At 61.4% G+C, this 16141-nt stretch carries 17 protein-coding genes; 3 read left to right on the top strand and 14 right to left on the bottom strand.

From position 1 onward, the window contains the following. Positions 1-5: 5 nt before the first annotated feature. Positions 6-332 (bottom strand): YbjQ family protein, encoded by a 327-nt coding sequence (locus ACFFFR_RS02455; RefSeq protein WP_377457942.1) that lies wholly within the window; start codon positions 330-332, stop codon positions 6-8. 102 nt (positions 333-434) lie between these two features. Between ACFFFR_RS02455 and ACFFFR_RS02450 the strand changes: the two genes are divergently transcribed. Beyond that, positions 435-1193, top strand: coding sequence for a tyrosine-protein phosphatase (locus tag ACFFFR_RS02450; RefSeq protein ID WP_377457941.1), 759 nt, complete (start codon positions 435-437; stop codon positions 1191-1193). Beyond that, a complete protein-coding gene (locus ACFFFR_RS02445) occupies positions 1190-2044 on the top strand; it encodes a metallophosphoesterase family protein (RefSeq protein ID WP_377457940.1) in 855 nt (284 codons plus the stop codon). Before ACFFFR_RS02450 ends, ACFFFR_RS02445 begins: the two co-directional genes overlap by 4 nt. Positions 2045-2064: 20 nt before the next feature. Here the strand turns inward: ACFFFR_RS02445 and ACFFFR_RS02440 are convergent, their stop codons facing one another. The 11 genes from ACFFFR_RS02440 to ACFFFR_RS02390 form a co-directional block, all read right to left on the bottom strand. Next, the gene (locus ACFFFR_RS02440) at positions 2065-3579 is read right to left on the bottom strand and encodes an aldehyde dehydrogenase family protein (protein ID WP_377457939.1); all 1515 of its coding nucleotides are present in this window, start codon (positions 3577-3579) and stop codon (positions 2065-2067) included. Further along, positions 3576-4310: an HD domain-containing protein gene (locus ACFFFR_RS02435; RefSeq protein ID WP_377457938.1), complete on the bottom strand. Its 735-nt coding sequence runs from the start codon at positions 4308-4310 to the stop codon at positions 3576-3578. Before ACFFFR_RS02435 ends, ACFFFR_RS02440 begins: the two co-directional genes overlap by 4 nt. An 11-nt stretch (positions 4311-4321) precedes the next feature. Next, a complete protein-coding gene (locus ACFFFR_RS02430; RefSeq protein ID WP_377457937.1) occupies positions 4322-5593 on the bottom strand; it encodes an NAD(P)/FAD-dependent oxidoreductase in 1272 nt (423 codons plus the stop codon). A gap of 27 nt (positions 5594-5620) precedes the next feature. Further along, a complete protein-coding gene (locus ACFFFR_RS02425) occupies positions 5621-5941 on the bottom strand; it encodes a 2Fe-2S iron-sulfur cluster-binding protein (RefSeq protein WP_377457936.1) in 321 nt (106 codons plus the stop codon). A 41-nt stretch (positions 5942-5982) separates the two neighbouring features. Next, a complete protein-coding gene (locus ACFFFR_RS02420) occupies positions 5983-6741 on the bottom strand; it encodes an SDR family NAD(P)-dependent oxidoreductase (protein WP_377457935.1) in 759 nt (252 codons plus the stop codon). Then, positions 6741-8600 (bottom strand): PEP-utilizing enzyme, encoded by a 1860-nt coding sequence (locus tag ACFFFR_RS02415; protein WP_377457934.1) that lies wholly within the window; start codon positions 8598-8600, stop codon positions 6741-6743. Before ACFFFR_RS02415 ends, ACFFFR_RS02420 begins: the two co-directional genes overlap by 1 nt. Positions 8601-8616: 16 nt before the next feature. Further along, positions 8617-9726, bottom strand: a complete 1110-nt coding sequence (locus ACFFFR_RS02410; protein ID WP_377457933.1) for a PEP/pyruvate-binding domain-containing protein — start codon at positions 9724-9726, stop codon at positions 8617-8619. A 19-nt stretch (positions 9727-9745) separates the two neighbouring features. Next, the gene (locus tag ACFFFR_RS02405) at positions 9746-11023 is read right to left on the bottom strand and encodes a cytochrome P450 (protein WP_377457932.1); all 1278 of its coding nucleotides are present in this window, start codon (positions 11021-11023) and stop codon (positions 9746-9748) included. A 136-nt stretch (positions 11024-11159) separates the two neighbouring features. Beyond that, positions 11160-11972, bottom strand: a complete 813-nt coding sequence (locus ACFFFR_RS02400) for an IclR family transcriptional regulator (RefSeq protein WP_377457931.1) — start codon at positions 11970-11972, stop codon at positions 11160-11162. 11 nt (positions 11973-11983) lie between these two features. Beyond that, complete coding sequence (locus ACFFFR_RS02395) at positions 11984-12712, bottom strand: DUF6318 family protein (protein WP_377457930.1); 729 nt, start codon at positions 12710-12712, stop codon at positions 11984-11986. A 100-nt stretch (positions 12713-12812) separates the two neighbouring features. Beyond that, on the bottom strand, positions 12813-13391 hold the full coding sequence (locus tag ACFFFR_RS02390; protein WP_377457929.1) for a DUF421 domain-containing protein: 579 nt from the start codon (positions 13389-13391) through the stop codon (positions 12813-12815). Between the two features lie 115 nt (positions 13392-13506). Between ACFFFR_RS02390 and ACFFFR_RS02385 the strand changes: the two genes are divergently transcribed. Further along, the gene (locus ACFFFR_RS02385; RefSeq protein ID WP_377457928.1) at positions 13507-14685 is read left to right on the top strand and encodes a pyridoxal phosphate-dependent aminotransferase; all 1179 of its coding nucleotides are present in this window, start codon (positions 13507-13509) and stop codon (positions 14683-14685) included. On the opposite strand, the gene ACFFFR_RS02380 is transcribed toward ACFFFR_RS02385, so the two are convergent. Both ACFFFR_RS02380 and ACFFFR_RS02375 read right to left on the bottom strand, forming a co-directional pair. Beyond that, positions 14682-15548, bottom strand: coding sequence for an alpha/beta hydrolase family protein (locus ACFFFR_RS02380; RefSeq protein ID WP_377457927.1), 867 nt, complete (start codon positions 15546-15548; stop codon positions 14682-14684). The genes ACFFFR_RS02385 and ACFFFR_RS02380 overlap by 4 nt on opposite strands. Positions 15549-15613: 65 nt before the next feature. Beyond that, on the bottom strand, positions 15614-16141 hold the full coding sequence (locus ACFFFR_RS02375; protein WP_377457926.1) for a hypothetical protein: 528 nt from the start codon (positions 16139-16141) through the stop codon (positions 15614-15616).

The raw sequence follows: 16141 nt of genomic DNA, 5'->3' as shown, positions 1-16141 counted from the left end.
TCCGACTAGTGCTGACGCTGCAATCTGACGGCGGTGCCGGTCGCGACGACCATCAACATGTTGCCTTGGCCCATCGCTTCATAGTCGATGTCCACGCCAACAATCCCGTGGGCACCCAGCTGCTGGGCCCAGTCCACCATCTCAGCTAAGGCGTTCTCGCGGGCCTGACGGGCTTCGTTTTCGTACCCCTCTACGCGACCACCAAAGATGTTGGAAATTCCGGCCATGAAGTCTTTACCGATATTGATACCGACAATGGTGTCACCGGAGACAACGCGGATGTAATCGGTGATGAAGTGCCCTTCAACGGTGGGCGTGGTTGTGACGATCATGTTCAGAGAGTAGCACCGAACTGAGCACGTCTAGCGGGCTATTGCGCCAGAATTAACCTCGAGACCCTCTACCGGTCACTTTGATCGCCTTGAATAAGAGTTATGAGAAAGGTCCTGCGCCCGAAACTCGAACAAGACACGATCGGCCTCGACAACTTTCGCTCACCACTTCCGCACTTCTTCCGCTCAGCTTCGTGGACTCACCGGCTCAGTGAACCGGTCGCCGTCCAACTGCGTCAGAAGATCTCGCTCATCGTCGATCTGCGCGAACCCGGAGAAACTGAGAGTGACTTCTTCATTGGTCAGCGCGACTGGGACCCCAGCACAGGCATCGAACGCATCCATCTGCCGTTGTATCGCAGGACTTTCGGGGACAGCCCGGTTCCGGTGTTGTCCGACATCAACTCGGTCTACTTCGACTTGCTCACCGAATCCGGCCCGGCTTTCGCGCAAATTATCTCGACCATCAGCCAGCATTTTCAACGACACAGTGGTGGAGTTCTGATCCACTGCGGTGCTGGCAAGGACCGCACCGGTTTGGTCACCGCCATGTTGATGCAGCTGGCCGATCGCCCGACCGGGCGCATCTTGGCCGATTACACCCGAACAGAAACTGACACCAGTCCCGCATGGAAAGCCCAGACGCTCTCGCGGTTGCACGCGCTGGGTCTGCACAACCATCCGCGCTGGAACGAAATCCAAACTCTGCACCTCGAAGCGCCGGCAGCGGTCCTCATGAACGCCCTGCAAGTCCTCAGCAATCTCGGTGGGACGGCCTACTATCTCCGTGAAAACGGGTGCCGGACCCGCGATCTGGTCTACCTCAACCACATCTGGACCTTTCAGGAGGCCCTAGCATGACGAACACGATTTCTTTGATCCAGCTCAGCGATTTGCACCTGCCCAACCCGGGCCAACTCTTGCCCGCCGCTCAGTGTGGCCCAGCACCTGTCGTTCCGGTCGATCCCTGGCAGCGGCTGTATGACGCTGTCGAGTTGATCCGAGACTTGCGTCCGCACGCACTCGCCGTCACCGGTGACATCCTGGACCGGGCCAACACCGAACCAGAAACCTCACTGCGCATGGTGGCGGACCTTTTCGCCCAACTGACCCGCGACCACGGAATCCCGGTCGTCACCATCCCCGGGAACCATGATGCGCCGGGCAGCATCGGGGAGGCCTTCAACCTCACATCAGTTCGCAGCATGCGCACCATGCAGCGCCGCATCAAGAGCACTGTCCACCTCGTCACGACCTCGGCTGGGATCCTCCGGGTAATTGGGCTCGATTCGGGTGGCTACGACCAACCCCACGGTCATCTCGACTACGATCAGCTGCGCTGGTTCGAACAAGAACTCGGCCGCGAGTTCGACGGCCACACCGTGGTGCTCCTGCACCACCCGCCAGTACCCGCACCGGTTGAAGTCATGGCAGACAAGCAGCTGGCCAACACCGAAGAGTTCGGCCTGACGATCTCGCAGAACCGCATGCAGATCGATCTGATGCTGACCGGGCACTTTCACCACAGCCACAAAACGGACTTCCTAGGAGTCCCCTTGTGGTGCGGCCCCGCCGCGAGCTACAACGTCTACGGGCAGTGGCACTGGGACACCACCGGGTGGCTGTCCGTCATCGAACTGGCGAAGACGAAAGAGCCCCGGATTCTGGTGCTGCCGCTGCCGGCCTCCGAGTTCGCAAAGTACGAACTCTAAACAGGGCCGCGCCTGCCCCCTTAGCGGTGGTGGATCGACTTGAAGGTCAGGTAGGCGTGTAGCCCTTCTGGGCCATACTCCACACCCATGCCGGAGTCGTGCCGCCCGCCGAATGGGGCCGCGTGGTTCGAGGCGAAGAAGTTCACACCGACCGAGCCCGAATCGATCTTCTCCGCAACCTTCTTGCCCGTCTCCTCGTCTGCGGTGAAGACGATGCCACCGAGTCCGAACTCGGTGTTGTTGGCGATCGCAATCGCCTCGTCCACGCCCGAGCTGTCGTCGTACTCGATGATGGAGATGACCGGCCCGAAGATCTCTTCGCGGGCAATGCGCATCTGCGGTGTCACGTCCGCGAACACGGTCGGTTCCACAAAGAAACCTGACTCGAGATCGCCCTCAAGCTCGGCCGGTTTGCCACCGGTGACGCAGCGTGCCCCTTCAGCTTCAGCCGAGTCGATGTACTCCAGCACCGTCCGGTACTGTGACTCGGTGGCGCAGGGCCCGAAAACGGTCCCGTTCGCCAGCGGATCGCCTTGGACTGAACCGCTGATCTCCTCGGCCACGAGCTGTACGATCTCCTCATACCTGGAAGCCGGAGCGATCAACCGCGTCGAAATGTAGCACGTCTGACCGGTATTACGCAGGCAGGAGCGCACAAGATTAGCGCGCAAGGTTTCGGTATCAACGTCCGGCAAAATCACGGCCGACGACTTGCCGCCCAACTCAAGGGTGACCGGCCGCAACAACTCACCGCAGGCAGCGGCGATCTTCCGTCCTACCGGAGTCGACCCGGTGAAAGCCACCTTGGCGACGTCGGGGTGCTTGACGAGCCTGTCACCTAGCTGACCGGAACCCGTCAGCATGTTCACCACACCTGCCGGCACGCCGGCGGCCGCAATGGCGTCCATGATGATGCGGATCGAAAGCGGGGTTGGCGAAGCAGGCTTGATGACCGCGGTGCAGCCGGCCAGCAGGGCTGGTGCCAGTTTGATCACGACTAGGTTAATGGGGAAGTTCCACGGGGCGATCAGCGCGCACACCCCGATCGGGTCCCGCTTCACGGTGGAGGAAAACCCGCCACGCGGAGCCGGCCGCACATCCGGTTCGTCGATCACGTGCGCCAGCGTCGAAAAATATCGGAAGATACCGGCGGCGTTGGCCGCAGCGCCCGCGGTCTCCGCGAGCGGGGAGCCGTTTTCCAACGAGTTCGTCCAGGACAGGATGTCAGCCCGGGCCTCGATCTCATCGGCGATCCGGTTCAGGTACTGCGCCCGTTCGGCGGCCTGAAGCCCGGACCAAGTTCCCGCATCGAAGGCAGTCTTGGCAGCGCTGACGGCCGCATTCAGGTCTTTCTCGTTCCCCTGCGGGACCGAACCCCAGACCTGACCGGTTGCTGGATCGACCACGTCGGCTCGGTCGACGGCATGAGCTTGCACCCACTGCCCGCCGATAAAGTGGGTGTCCACGTGCCGGTAAGGGATGGGCAGCTCCGCTCGCATGCTGCGTGGACTGCTGTGCAGGTTGACGGTACTCATCGCAGAATCCCCGTCTGCAGTAGTTCCTTGCTGCGGGCCAGATCGGCGGTGCCCATTTCGAAGCCCGCCTGCGTCAGCAGCTCCGGGACAATCTCGACCGTCAGTCGGTCGGTGTACCAGGCCGGGTCTTGGCTAAACCAGGAGGCGGCCAGCGCGATGCCCGCGTGGTCGAAGCGCCATAGCCGGTCGGCGTCGCGCATCAGCGCATCTTCCAAACTGTAGGCCACCGGACGAGTGTCGTGTCCGTCGATGATCTGGCAGACCTTTTCGATGAACTCTTCCGAGTAGTCGAGCTCGGCGAGCACCCGCCGGGCCACCTTGCAGCCCTGCTCTTCGTGCTCGTAGCGGATGGCGGCCTTACGCCAGTTGTCGCCGAAGCCCTCGGACAGGATCCGGGACTCATCGACGTGGGCCCACCCGGTGTCGTGCAGAATCACCGAGATCATCACCAAGTCGCGGTCCGCCTCCGGGTAAGCGTCGCACAACCGCTGCGCGAAACGCAGCGAGATCGGCAGGTGAATGTCATTGCCGCGGGTGCGAGACTCCGGAACGATCCGCTCCCAAATCGGGTTGTACTTGGCCAGCTCCTCTGCCGCGTCAGGGCTGAGCGGGCTGGAGATCGGGTCGGTGTTGATAGGTTGCTCGGTGGGGATGGGCCGGACCGGGTAGGCTGCTGCGAACGCCTTGGCCCGTGGGTCCGCCACCGCGGTGGTTTCTTCAGTGGTCGTCATGATGGCGCTCCTTAGCAGGTAACTTTCTTCAGCATGGTGTTCGGATCAGCGGCTGCGTCCGCGGGAATGTTCTTCCCTGCGGTCAAGGCCTGCCGAACGGCCATGAAGTCCAGGGGTGCATTGATGCAGTCTGCGGCTAGTAGCTCGTTGCCGCGGTAGTACAATACGGTGTGTTTGTTCTTCTCCGGTACGGACCGCGTCACGGTGTCGGTGTAACCGTCTTTCAGGCCCGCAATCTGCAGCCGCAGGTCTGCCTGGTTGGACCAGAACCACGGCACCGATTCGTAGCGAACGTGGCGGCCAAGAATGGTCTGGGATGCGGTCTTAGCCTGTTCGATCGCGTGGTTGACTGACTCGATCCGCACCTGATCGCTAGCAGGGGTGCCATGTACCGGCGGCACTTTCAGATGATCCGGCAGCGGGTTCGGCAGGGTGGTGCAGTCACCGACCGCCAGGGTGTGACCGTCGGAGGTACGGGCGTATTCGTCCACGACGATCCCGCCGTCCACCTTCAGCTCGAGTTGTTCGGCGAGTTCGGTGTTGGGGATGACCCCGATCCCGACCAGCAACAGATCGGCCGGGACCCGGCCACCGTCACTGAGATTCACCGCGGTGATCGAGTTGGTGTGCTGATCGACTTCGACGACTTCAAGCCCAGTTTCCAATCGGATGTCGAGTCCGCGTTCGCGGTGCTTATCTAGGAACAGTTCCGCGACTTCGGCCGAGACCGCCCGTCCGACGAGTCGGGGTCCGGCTTCGATCACGGTGACCGTCTTGCCCATGCCGTGCAGCGAGCAGGCGGCTTCCAAGCCGATGAACCCACCGCCGATGACTACGACGTGCTGCACGTCCGGCACAGCGGCCTTCAATTCCAAGGCATCGTCTGCGGTCCGCAAGTAGTGCACTCCGCTCGGATCGGTTTCCAGCCCCGGGGCGATCAAGGTTCGGGCGCGAGCACCGGTAGCCAAGACGAGCCGACCGTAGCGAATCTGCTCACCCGTATCGGTAGTTGCGGTTTTGGTGGTGCCATCCACCGCGGTGATCCGGGTGTTCTTGAGCAAGGTGATGCGTTGCTCGGCCCAGAACTCGTTGCTGCGGAAGATCAGCTGCTCGGATTCGACTTCCCCGGCCAGGAACTCCTTGGAGAGGGCCGGGCGCTGGTAGGGGCGGTGGTTCTCTTCGCCCACCATGGTGATGGTGCCGGTGAAGCCGTCTTCGCGTAGCGAGATGGCCAGCTGCACCCCCGCCTGGGAGGCACCGATGATCAGCACATCCGTTTTCATGTCTGTGTCCTAGATTCTTACTGTCGGCTAGACCTGGGTGGCCGGGGTGGTGATGTAGAGGGTTTCGGCAGCGTCGGCCGGCAGCTGGCAGGAGAGCCGGGAGTTGTCTTCCCGGTCCTCGGAGGTGCCCCAGAGCATCTCGTCTTCCAGTTCTTCCATGGGTTCGAATGCGTCTTGGCTGCGTTCATCCACGTACACATGGCAGGTGGCGCAGGAGAGCGACCCGCCGCATTCGGCGGTGATCCCGGGGATGCCGTTGCGTTTGGCGGTCTGCATGATCGAGTCTCCGGCCTGAGCGGTCGCGGTACGTTCCACGCCGGAAGCGTCCGTGAAAACTACGGTGCTCATAGTGTGTCCTTCCTTGAAATAAGAACAGTTCGAAAAGGTCTTTAGATGAATTGACGGCCGCCGTCGACCACCAGGGTCTGGCCGGCGACGTAGCCGGCCTGATCGGAGGCGAGGAATAGGGCGGCGCCGAGCATGTCTTCGGGTTCGGAGGCCCGGCGCAGCGCGCCACGGTCTACCCCGTAGTTGGCTGCGTCCTCCATCAGGCCCAGCGATGCTTCGGTGAGCGTGAAGCCAGGGGCGAGGGCGTTGACGCGGATATTGCGTCGACCCAGTTCCTTGGCCAGCACGCGGGTCAGACCGATCACCCCGGCCTTGGAGGCCACGTAGTGGGCCCATTGCTCGGAGCCAGAGTAGACGGTGGCCGAGGCAAGGTTCACGATCCGGGCGCCGTCCTGCATGTGCGGTGAACAGGCCTTGGACATCAACCAAGGCCCCTTGAGGTTCACGGCCATGACCTGGTCCCATTCGGCCGGATCAATGTCTTCGAACGGGGTTCGCGTGATGGTGGCGTAGATGGCCGCATTGTTGATCAACACATCGATCTTGCCGTCCCCGAACTCGGCGGCTGCGCTAGCGCAGGCCTCCGCCGACTCCGGATCCGTCACATCGACCGGAACGCCGATCGCACGATTGTCACCCTGTTCGGCGTTGACCAGCGCGGCGGTCTCTTCTGCGCCGGCCAGATTGCGGTCGGCGCAGACCACCCGGTAGCCGGCGGCGGCGAAGCCGAGCGCGAAGACTCGGCCTAGGCCGCCGGCTGCCCCGGTGATCAGAGCGGTTTGTGGGGAAGTGGCACTCATTAGAGCACGGCCTCCGCAACAGCTGGGTCAGTCACGGCATCCTCGGAGGTCGGTCCGTCCAGGATTTCCACGGTGCCGGCGGTGCCGTTCACGCGCAGGTACTGGCCTGTTTGGATGGTGGTGGATGCCGAACCGGTCCCCGTGACAGCCGGTAGCGCGTATTCGCGGCAGACGATCGCGGCGTGGGACATCATCCCGCCGATGTCGGTGACGGCGGCCTTGATCTTGCCGAAGATCGGTCCCCAGCTCGGAGCGGTCACCGGCGCCACCAGGATCTCACCTTGCTGGACTTGGCCGATGTCATCGGCGTCCATGACCACCCGGGCGTAACCTTCCACGGTGCCCGGGGAAGCGGCCATGCCCTTGAGTCCGGATTCGGCGTCGTCGTCCCCGGCCAGCCACTGTTGGACCTGTTCGGTGGTGATGCCCCAGAGCATGCGGGTGAAGGGCTCGGTGATGGCCTCCGGTGGCGTGTTCAATGCTGGTGCCGGTCGGGCCTGTTTCAGCGCGGTGACGATCTCCTTGCGTTCGGCGACGACATCCGGCCAGTACACCGGTCCGATCGCCTTGGCGCCGATCCCGTGTCCGTTGATCAGATCGAACAGCGCATCCCGGACCTCGTTGCGGGACAGGTAGAGCATGTCGTCGTCTTCAGGCCAGAAACCGGCCTCGGCGAACAGCTTGGACAGGGCGCGCACCTTGCGCCAGAAGATGCCCATGGTCCAGTGCTCGATGTAGAAATTGTGGTTCTCCACGTACGGGTAGGCGGTGGCGGCCAGCGCGCGTTTAGCATCGAAGACCGCGGCGGTGTCCGCGTCCAGCAGCTCCTGGTATTCGGCAACGATGCGCTCGCGTTCGGCCACCAGCTCGGCCATCGGGCGCAGAATCTGCTGGCCCTGATCCAGCCGGTGGATGTAGTCGGCGATGAAGCCAAGCGGGATCTCCAAGTGATCGCGCCAGTACTTGTCGTGACCGTAGAAGCCATTACCGATGGTGAAGTTGAACCACGGATCCTGAGCCTGTTCCCACTGGTCCAGCCATTCCTGACCGCCCTCGGCAGCAGCAATGGCCGCCAAGGTGGCTTCCACGTTATCCGGGTCGGTGAAGTGCTTCTGCAGGTTCAGTTCTACGGCCTTCACCGCGAGCTGTTTGAGCTCGTCGTCAGGGCGGAACAGTTCCATGTCTTCGCCTTGGACCATGACGGCGATGTTCTGGTCCGGAATGTTCGGGAAGACCTCCTTGCAGAAGTTGAAGAAGTCCAGGTAGGCGATGTACCCCAAGTTCAGGAACTCAAAGTGGTACTGCCAGTTCTGGTAGGCCAGCTGAATGAGCCGGTCGTAGTTTTCCAGCAGCTTCTCGGAGCCATCCTTGCCGACCCCGTCCAGAATGTCCTGCATGGGCACAATGTCAGGGGCGTGCTCGAACTCGAGCGCCTCCATCTCATACAGGGTGTCCTTGACCTTGGTGTGCCACTGGGCCAGCAGCGACTCCCAGTTCTGGAAGTAGTGACCGATGCGGGCCTCGAATTCCGGTACACGGGCGGGAATGTCCTCTTCCGGCACCGGGATCGGTGACATGTAAAGGTAGCCCAAGTGGATGCGGTAGTCGATGCCTTGGGCGGTCGGGATCATCAGGTGCCGGGCGTTGTATTGGCCCAGACACTTCACGGCGAACTCGGCGCCAATGGTCTCGAACGGTTTGAAGACGGTTGGCCAGTGCTGCGAGTCGCAGAACCAGAACTTTTCATCTTCTTCGGCCTTCAGTTTGTCCTGGAAGACCAGATAGTACGGGTAGATTTTCTCCCAGCCTTCGGCCCCGGCAGGGACCGGTAGCTCGGACGGCTTTGGAAAGGACTTCATCGCCATGGTGGATTCCTTAGTTTTTGATAAAAGCGGAGGTGATGGAGGACAGGGCGAACGCGCCGACGCTGCCGCCGGCCCCGGTCAGATTCGCGGCGTAACCGCCTGTGCTGACGGGCTTAGTGGCGGGTGCCTTGGCGGAGTGGACGGTTTCCGGGCGGGACTGTAAGAGCAGCAGGTTTTCCCCGTCCGGTAGGTCAGCATCCAGCGCCCACTCGATATCTTGCGGGCAGCCGTAGTGCTTCTCAGCACGCTTGGCCATGGTTGCGACCTGGGTGAGTTCCTCATCGTTCAGGGAACGGACGGCGCGGCGTTCGGCGCTGACTTCCTTTTCGATCAGGGTCTTGGCGCCGAGGTCCGGAACCAGTTCGGCGTGCTTGTCGCCGATGTGTTCGGACACCAGGCCCATGGTGACTTTGTCCACCATGATGTTGTCCGGGGTGACTTGGCCGGAGACGACCATTTCGCCCACGCCGTAGGAGGAGTCGACGGTGATTTTGGAACGGTCCCCGGTAGCCGGATCGAGGGTCATGGCGACCCCGGAGACTTTGGCGTTGACCATCTTTTGGACGACCACGGCCATGGAGAGCCCCTCATCGGGGATGTTGTTTTTCAGGCGGTACAGGATGGCTCGCGCGGTGTAGAGGCTGGCCCAGCATTTGCGGATGTGCTCGCCAACCGTGTCAAAGCCTTCTAGCCACAGGTAGGTATCCTGCTGGCCGGCAAAGGATGCGTCCGGTAGGTCTTCCGCGGTTGCGGAGGAACGCACGGCTACCGGGACGGGAGCATCGAAGCGGTCCATCAGGTCTTGGTGTGCTTGCCGGGTCAGTTCGGAGGAGGCCGGCGGGACTGGGGCGGAGAGAATTTTCTCGCGTACCTTCTTGGAGATCGCTTCAACCTCGTCAACATCCTCCGGGTCCAGACCCTTGAGGGCTTCCTGGACTTTCTCGTGGAGATTGTGCGCGGCCATGAACTCGTCGAACAGCGAGCAGGTGACCACGAATCCGGGCGGGACGGGCATGCCGGCAGCGGTCATGGAGACGAGGGACGCGCCCTTACCGCCTAGCTGCTCGAGCTCGGGCTCGATGCCGCCGTCAAAGAACTGGATCAACTCGTTAGATTTCATCGTTGAAAACTCCTTGTAGTTAGCTGTCCCAGCGCACAGGCACGGACTCGGGGACGCGGAAGGAAATGTTCTCCCGGAAGGTGATCTCTTCCGGGGCCACCAATTGCAGATGAGGGGCGATCTTCACGATCTCTTCCAGCGCGATCTTGGTCTGCAGCCGGGCCAGCATCTGACCGAGGCAGTAGTGGATGCCGTAACCGAAGGACAAGTGCTCGGAGGCGTTGGGCCGGGAAATGTCGAACTCTTCGCCGTTCTCGAACTGGCTCTCATCACGATTGGCTGAGCCCATCACCAGCAGCAGTTCGGCACCCTCAGGGATGGGCACACCCCCGACCTCGGTGTCTTTGAGGGCCTTGCGACGCCACGCGACGATCGAACCCGAGTAGCGCAGCACCTCGTTGATGGCACCGGAGATCTTCTTGGGGTCATCAATCAGGGCTTGCCACTGTTCCGGGTGGTTTAGCAGCACACGCATGGCGTTGGAGATCAACGTGGTCGTGGTTTCGTGGCCGGCAAACAGCAGCGAGTACAGCACGGATGCGATCTCGTGATCGGTGATCTCAGCCCCGTCTTCTTGGGCCTTGACCAGATCAGCCGTGAGGTTGTCGCCGCCGTTGGCATGCGCCTCGGCTACCAGACGTTGGCACTCCTGCCAGTACTCGACCAAGTTGTGGGCGTGCGGGATTTGTTCTTCATCGCTCAGGTCGCCCCATGTCATGGCGGCGCGCGAATCTGACCAACGTTTGAAATCGTCAATCTTCTCAACGTCTGCGCCGATCAAGGTCAGGATGGTGATGGTGGGCAAATCGTAGGCCAGGTCGCGCAGGATATCGCCCTGGTTTTCCGGGTTTTCCAGCATGGCGGAGAGCAAGTCGACCACGTTCTGCCGGATGAATGGTTCCATCACTTTGTAGCGGCGCGGGGTGAAAGCCTTCTGCACGATGGAGCGAATGCGGGTGTGCTCTGGCGGGCGGCGAGCCGACAGACCGGAGTAGGCGGTAAAGCCGCCTTCTTCCATGATCTTGGTGGCCTGTGGGCCCCGCTTGCGCACTGGTGCTTGGGCGTTTTCGGAGGAGAAGGTCTCCCAATCATCGAAGACAGACTTCACGTCATCGTAGCGGGTCACAACGTAGTAGCCCACGCGCTCATCGAACATGACGGGTGCCTCGGAGCGCAGCTCGGCGTAGGCGCCGAACGGGTCTTTCATCTCGAACGGCTGATAGCCGTGGTAGTCCTTGTCCGCGCCGGATGCGGCTGCGGCGAACGGGCAACCGGTCGTGGCAGTGGTTTCAGTCAAGACGACTCCTCGTAAAACCGATGGATGGATAACTGTTCCACTAAGTGTGGGCTAGCTCACGTCCATGCGGCGAGGAGAAACTTCCACTCAGTGGAAGTGACATTGTGGTGGGGTCTTGTCAGAAAGGTGGGACGGGTCAGTCCAACATGTCTTCTGGCCCACGGGGTAGGTCTTTGTGGGCGTCGTGGAGGGATTCCAGCGGGATGAACTCGGTGGCCTTCTCGATCTTGCGTGAGACAGCCTGCATCGCCGGGAGGTATTTCGTCATGTCAGGGGCTTGAGAGGAATAGACGACCAAGCCAATCGCGCCACCGAGCCTACCAGTATGAAAAATGGGCACGGCGATGGAGCTGGAGCCAATGGAGACTTCCTCGTGTGCCAGGGCGTAGCCTTGCGTGCGGATCTTGCTCAACTGGCTGGCCAAGCGTTGCGGGTTCACCTCGGTGTAAGGGGTGAAGCGCTTCATGGGCAGCTGCAGGTAGGCATCCCGAACCCAGTCTTCTTCGAAGGCCAAGATGCATTTTCCGACCGCCGTGGCGTGCAGCGGCAGTGAGCCGCCAACCTTGGCGGCCCGGGCCACGCGCTTGGTGGAGTACAGGCGCTCGATGTACAGGGCTTCGTTACCGTCGCGGATGGCCAGATGGGTGGTTTCTCCGGTCAGGGAGAAGAGGTCCTGCAGCAGGGGACTGGCGGCGTCCCGTAGTTGCCGGCCGGTGTTTTGGGCGAGCGCCCACAGGCGGATGCCGAGCTGGTAGCGGCCAGTTTCGTTCTTGGCTAGGAAGCGCCATTGGACCAACTCGCCGACCAAGCGGTGCACCGTGGATAGCGGTAGTTTTGTTTGCTCGGCAATGTCCGTCAGAGAGATGGAGCGTTGCCCTGACTCAAAGACGGTCAAAATGCTGAGGATTCGCCCGGTGACCGATTTCGGTGCGGACTCGTCTGGACTCACCGGATCGCGGACTACTTGATTCGTTCGGCGGTCACATCGAGGACTACCCAGTGCCCGAGAGTCTCATCAAAGCGCAGCGCCATTTTGGAGTCGTAGGTGTGCTCTTTTTCAACGACGCGGGCCACCCCATTTTCAACCAAGATGATCTCCGGTTCGAGGAACTCGAACGTTGCGATTTTCACCTTGGGGTCCGTCTGGGAAGGGCCAACACTGACCTGCTCGACGCTAACCCCGTCACCGACGTACCAATTGCCCTTGCTATAGGTCAGGAAGTTCACGCTCGCCGCATATTGCATACAGGCTTTGCACTGTTCGGTGACGATCTTGGACAACGGTTTGGCGTTGCCGGTCTGCTTGACGAAGTCTTGGGTCTGCACGTAGTACTTCACGGTGGCCAGCACCCCGGAGTCGTCTTGGTTTTTCGCTTCCTCATCAAGGGTCGGGATTGGCACATTGCGGGCCGGGTGCTCTTCTGTCGCCTCTTCGTAGTCACCTGCAGGCGGCGTCGGTTCGGACAGATCCGGTTCAAGAGCCGACACCGGAGGCGTCGAATTGTCTGGAGACGGGCTCGGACTCGGGGAAGGCGGCTCAGGTTGAGGCTGCGGGGATTGCGGCGGTTGTGCAGGAGGTTGCTGCTGACCGCCTTGGGGTGGTTCCGGCTGCTGTTGTGGCATCTGAAAGCAACCTGCCAAAGTCACGCTCAGGGCGAGTGCGGACAGGGCGGCGAGTGGGCGGCGCATGCGAGACCTTTCGTCATCCGGCAAGCCACGTGCGGACGTGCCTGCCACTATTCCACCACAGTCGAGGCGCATGGTTGCAGGTGCGAGGCCGAAATTGCGGCTATTCTTCGATCCTTCGGAGCAGCTCGGCGGGCACGTGTTCGGCTCCGTGCACCCCGTGCAATAGGTGTGGATCGATGGGTTCGCCACGTTTGAGGACCGAGATCTTCCCGCCAGGTTCCAAGATCACAGCCGCCACCTGGCCATAGTGGGAAACGCCTGCTTGGCGCAGCACAGAGTGTAATTCCGCCAAGGTCACCCGGGCGATGCGCATGCGGCGCTCTAGGGGCTGGTCTCCTGCCATCAGAACCTGGGCTGGCACATTCAGCAGCCGGTCCCCGCGGGTGAAGGAACGCATGGCTCCGAAGATGCCTTCCAAGATGAGCAGGCTCAGCAGGCCGATCACCCCGGACATGAGGGTAGGGGCGGTGCCGAGAATGACACGACCGGCGATCGCGCCGATCATGATGGTGACCAACGCGTCGAAGGTTGATAGACCCGCCAAGGTGCGTTGGCCAAAGATCCGGATGTAAAAAAGAAAGACGGCATAAATCACGCAGGCAGAAATGACCACCGCCACTGAGTGTTCCGGGGTCAGCAGAAGCTGGTCTGAAACCAGCGCCCAGTCGAAATCCTGCACATCGCCTCCTCGCCAATTCCACCGTACCGGATCGGGCTCGGCGCACCGGCCGATACAGTGGGCTGTAGCTGAAAACACGTAGTGTGAATCAGAAGATCATGATGGAAGGGACAGCGTGAAGATTTCCCGGCGTGGCCAAGTGCCAAGTTTCAAGGTCATGGACATCATGTCCAGAGTCGCCGAGCTCCGTGCCGAGCAACGTCCGGTGATCTCTCTCAGCGCCGGCGAACCGGCAGCCGGCGCACCTGCCGATGTGCGGCAGGCGGCGATCGACGTGCAGACTTCCGGAGTTCATCTGGGCTACACCGCGATCGCTGGCCGGGCCGAGCTGCGAACCGAGCTCGTTGAGCACTACCGTCGCTGGTACGGGTTGGAACTGAGCATCGATGACTTCGTACTGACCACCGGCGCATCGGGCGCTTTCCTGCTGACCTTCCTAGCTGCTTTCGACCCTGGCGACCGCGTCGCCCTTGCCTGCCCCGGGTACCCCGCCTATCGCAACATTCTGCAGTCGGTGGACTGTGTGCCGGTCGACCTGCCGGCCGGTGCCGAGTCACGCTTCCAACCCACCGTGGCGGGCCTCGAGGCCGAAGTGGCCGCGCATGGAGAACTCCAAGGGCTCATCATCGCCTCGCCCGCCAACCCGACCGGCACCATGATCACCCCGGATGAGTTCAGCAAGATCAGCCAATGGTGCCGAAAGAACGATGTGCTGCTCATCTCCGACGAGATCTACCACGGGATCACGTACCCGACGGCCCCGAAGACCATGAGTGCTTGGGAGCTAGATCGAAACCACGTGGTCATTTCCTCGTTCTCCAAGTTTTGGGGAATGCCCGGCTCACGGCTCGGCTGGATGCTGGTTCCAGAATTCTTGCGCAACTCCGTCAGCTCCTTGGCTGGCAATGTCGCGTTGTGCGCCCCGCATACCGCCCAGCTGGCTGCGGTGGCCGGGTTCACCGAAAGCTCGTACGCGGAGGCCGAAAGCCATGTCGCAACCTATGCCGCCAACCGCCAACGGTTCTTGGATGCACTACCTGAACTAGGTTTCGGCGAACCCGCCCCAGCTGATGGAGCGTTCTACGTCTACCTCCCGCTGGGCCGAATGGCTGAGCGCTACGAGAACTCCATCCAATACTGTTCGGCACTCCTTGAAGAGAAGTATGTGGCGATCGTGCCGGGACTCGACTTCGACCCAGTCGAAGGTGGCGACTATGTGCGCGTGAACTTTGCGGTCTCGGAAGAAGACATGACCGAGGCTATAGAGCGGATGATCGCCTTCAATAAGATCTAAGCGACGGCAAGGTGGGCAAAGACCCGCGGCCAAAGCTCAGCGGCGTCAGGGCGGAAGATGCCCATGTGATCGATTTTCGCGACGCCTAGCTCCGCCGGTTCGTAGCGGTGAGCCTGCATCAAATCTTGTGGATACCAGCTCTCCAGTGCCTTGGTGGCCCGGCCCGGCATGGTTCGATCGTCACTAAAGGAGACGCTGCGCACCGTTACTTTGACCTCAGCAAAGCGATCAGCAAGTTCCGGAAATTCACTGAACATGTAGTTCTTGCGCTTGCACCAAGCGCTCCACTGACGCATCACTTTCGACGGCACATCACCGAGGATCTTCAACTTTCGTCCCGGAAAATATCCGGTACGTGCCGTGGTGAAAGGGGCGATCACGTACCAGAGCAAGGGCGCTAGCAGAAGATTCTTGCTGTTGGAATGACCCCAAAACCCACTACCCGAGGCGACAATTGTTGCCGCATCCAATCTCGAGGTATCGACCAGAGGCAACAATTGGCCGCCCAAACTGTGGGCCAGATAGTGCAGTCTCGTCTCGGACTGTTCTTGTCCGGCCACATATTCGACCATGAGGCGTAGATCTTCGCCCCACGTCAGCATGTCGGCGTCAGTGTCCGCAAGAGTTGTGCCGGGCAGCATTGATGCCGCGTGCCCCTGATAGTCGAACGTGTACACCGTCCAGCCCTGCTCGTTCAGCCAGCCCACGATCGGGGTGTAGAACGTTGCCGGAGTCGCCATGGCAGGGGCGATTAGTAGGGCTTTGGTGGTGGGCTTTGTCGAGTCGGGTTTCCAACGGGTGCCGTGCAGTGGCTGGCCGTTAGCCCCTGAGGTGACAAAGGTTTCCGAGGTGGTGACGGGCATGAGAGCAGCCTACCTACCCGCAAGTAATTTAGGAAGAGGCTGCCGACGCCTGCCGAGTTGTCCGCTTAGGCCGCCGTCGGTACCGGTTTGATTGGGCAGTAGACCTGTCCGCGGAGTCGGTACAGCAGTGCGATTGCCGTCAGCAGTAGCGCTCCGACCGCGAAGAACGGTTGAATCGGCGCGAAGTACGTCATGGCTCCGGTGTAGCCCAGGGCGATCAACGCCAGCTTGTTGCACACCGGGCAGCCAACTGCGAAGAAGGCCAGAACGCCACCGACAGTGCCCATCTTGGCCGAGCGGGTTTCCGCAGTGCTGTCGTTCTCGATCTCTTCGGTCTGCGCCTCCGCGCGGGGACGAATGTAGCTGGCCGTGAGCATCCCAGCGAAGATCGACGTCAGGATCCAGACCGGATAGTTCCACCACAATGTGTCGATGTCGCGGGCAAAGATGTCGTTGGGAATTAGGACTGTCGGCAGCCCCAGCAGCAGGGCGTAACCAATACTCGAGCCGAGGGCGATGAGCCACTGGCGGCGGGTCCACAATTGCAGTCCAATGCGGGCAGTACGGAAAAGGTCAGCTGTCTTGGTCAACAC

Origin of the sequence: Micrococcoides hystricis (assembly GCF_042434215.1) — a bacterium.
Taxonomy (GTDB): Bacteria; Actinomycetota; Actinomycetes; order Actinomycetales; family Micrococcaceae; genus Micrococcoides; species Micrococcoides hystricis.
Note: the sequence above shows the minus strand (reverse complement) of the source record. Positions and strands in the feature narration are given on the sequence as shown.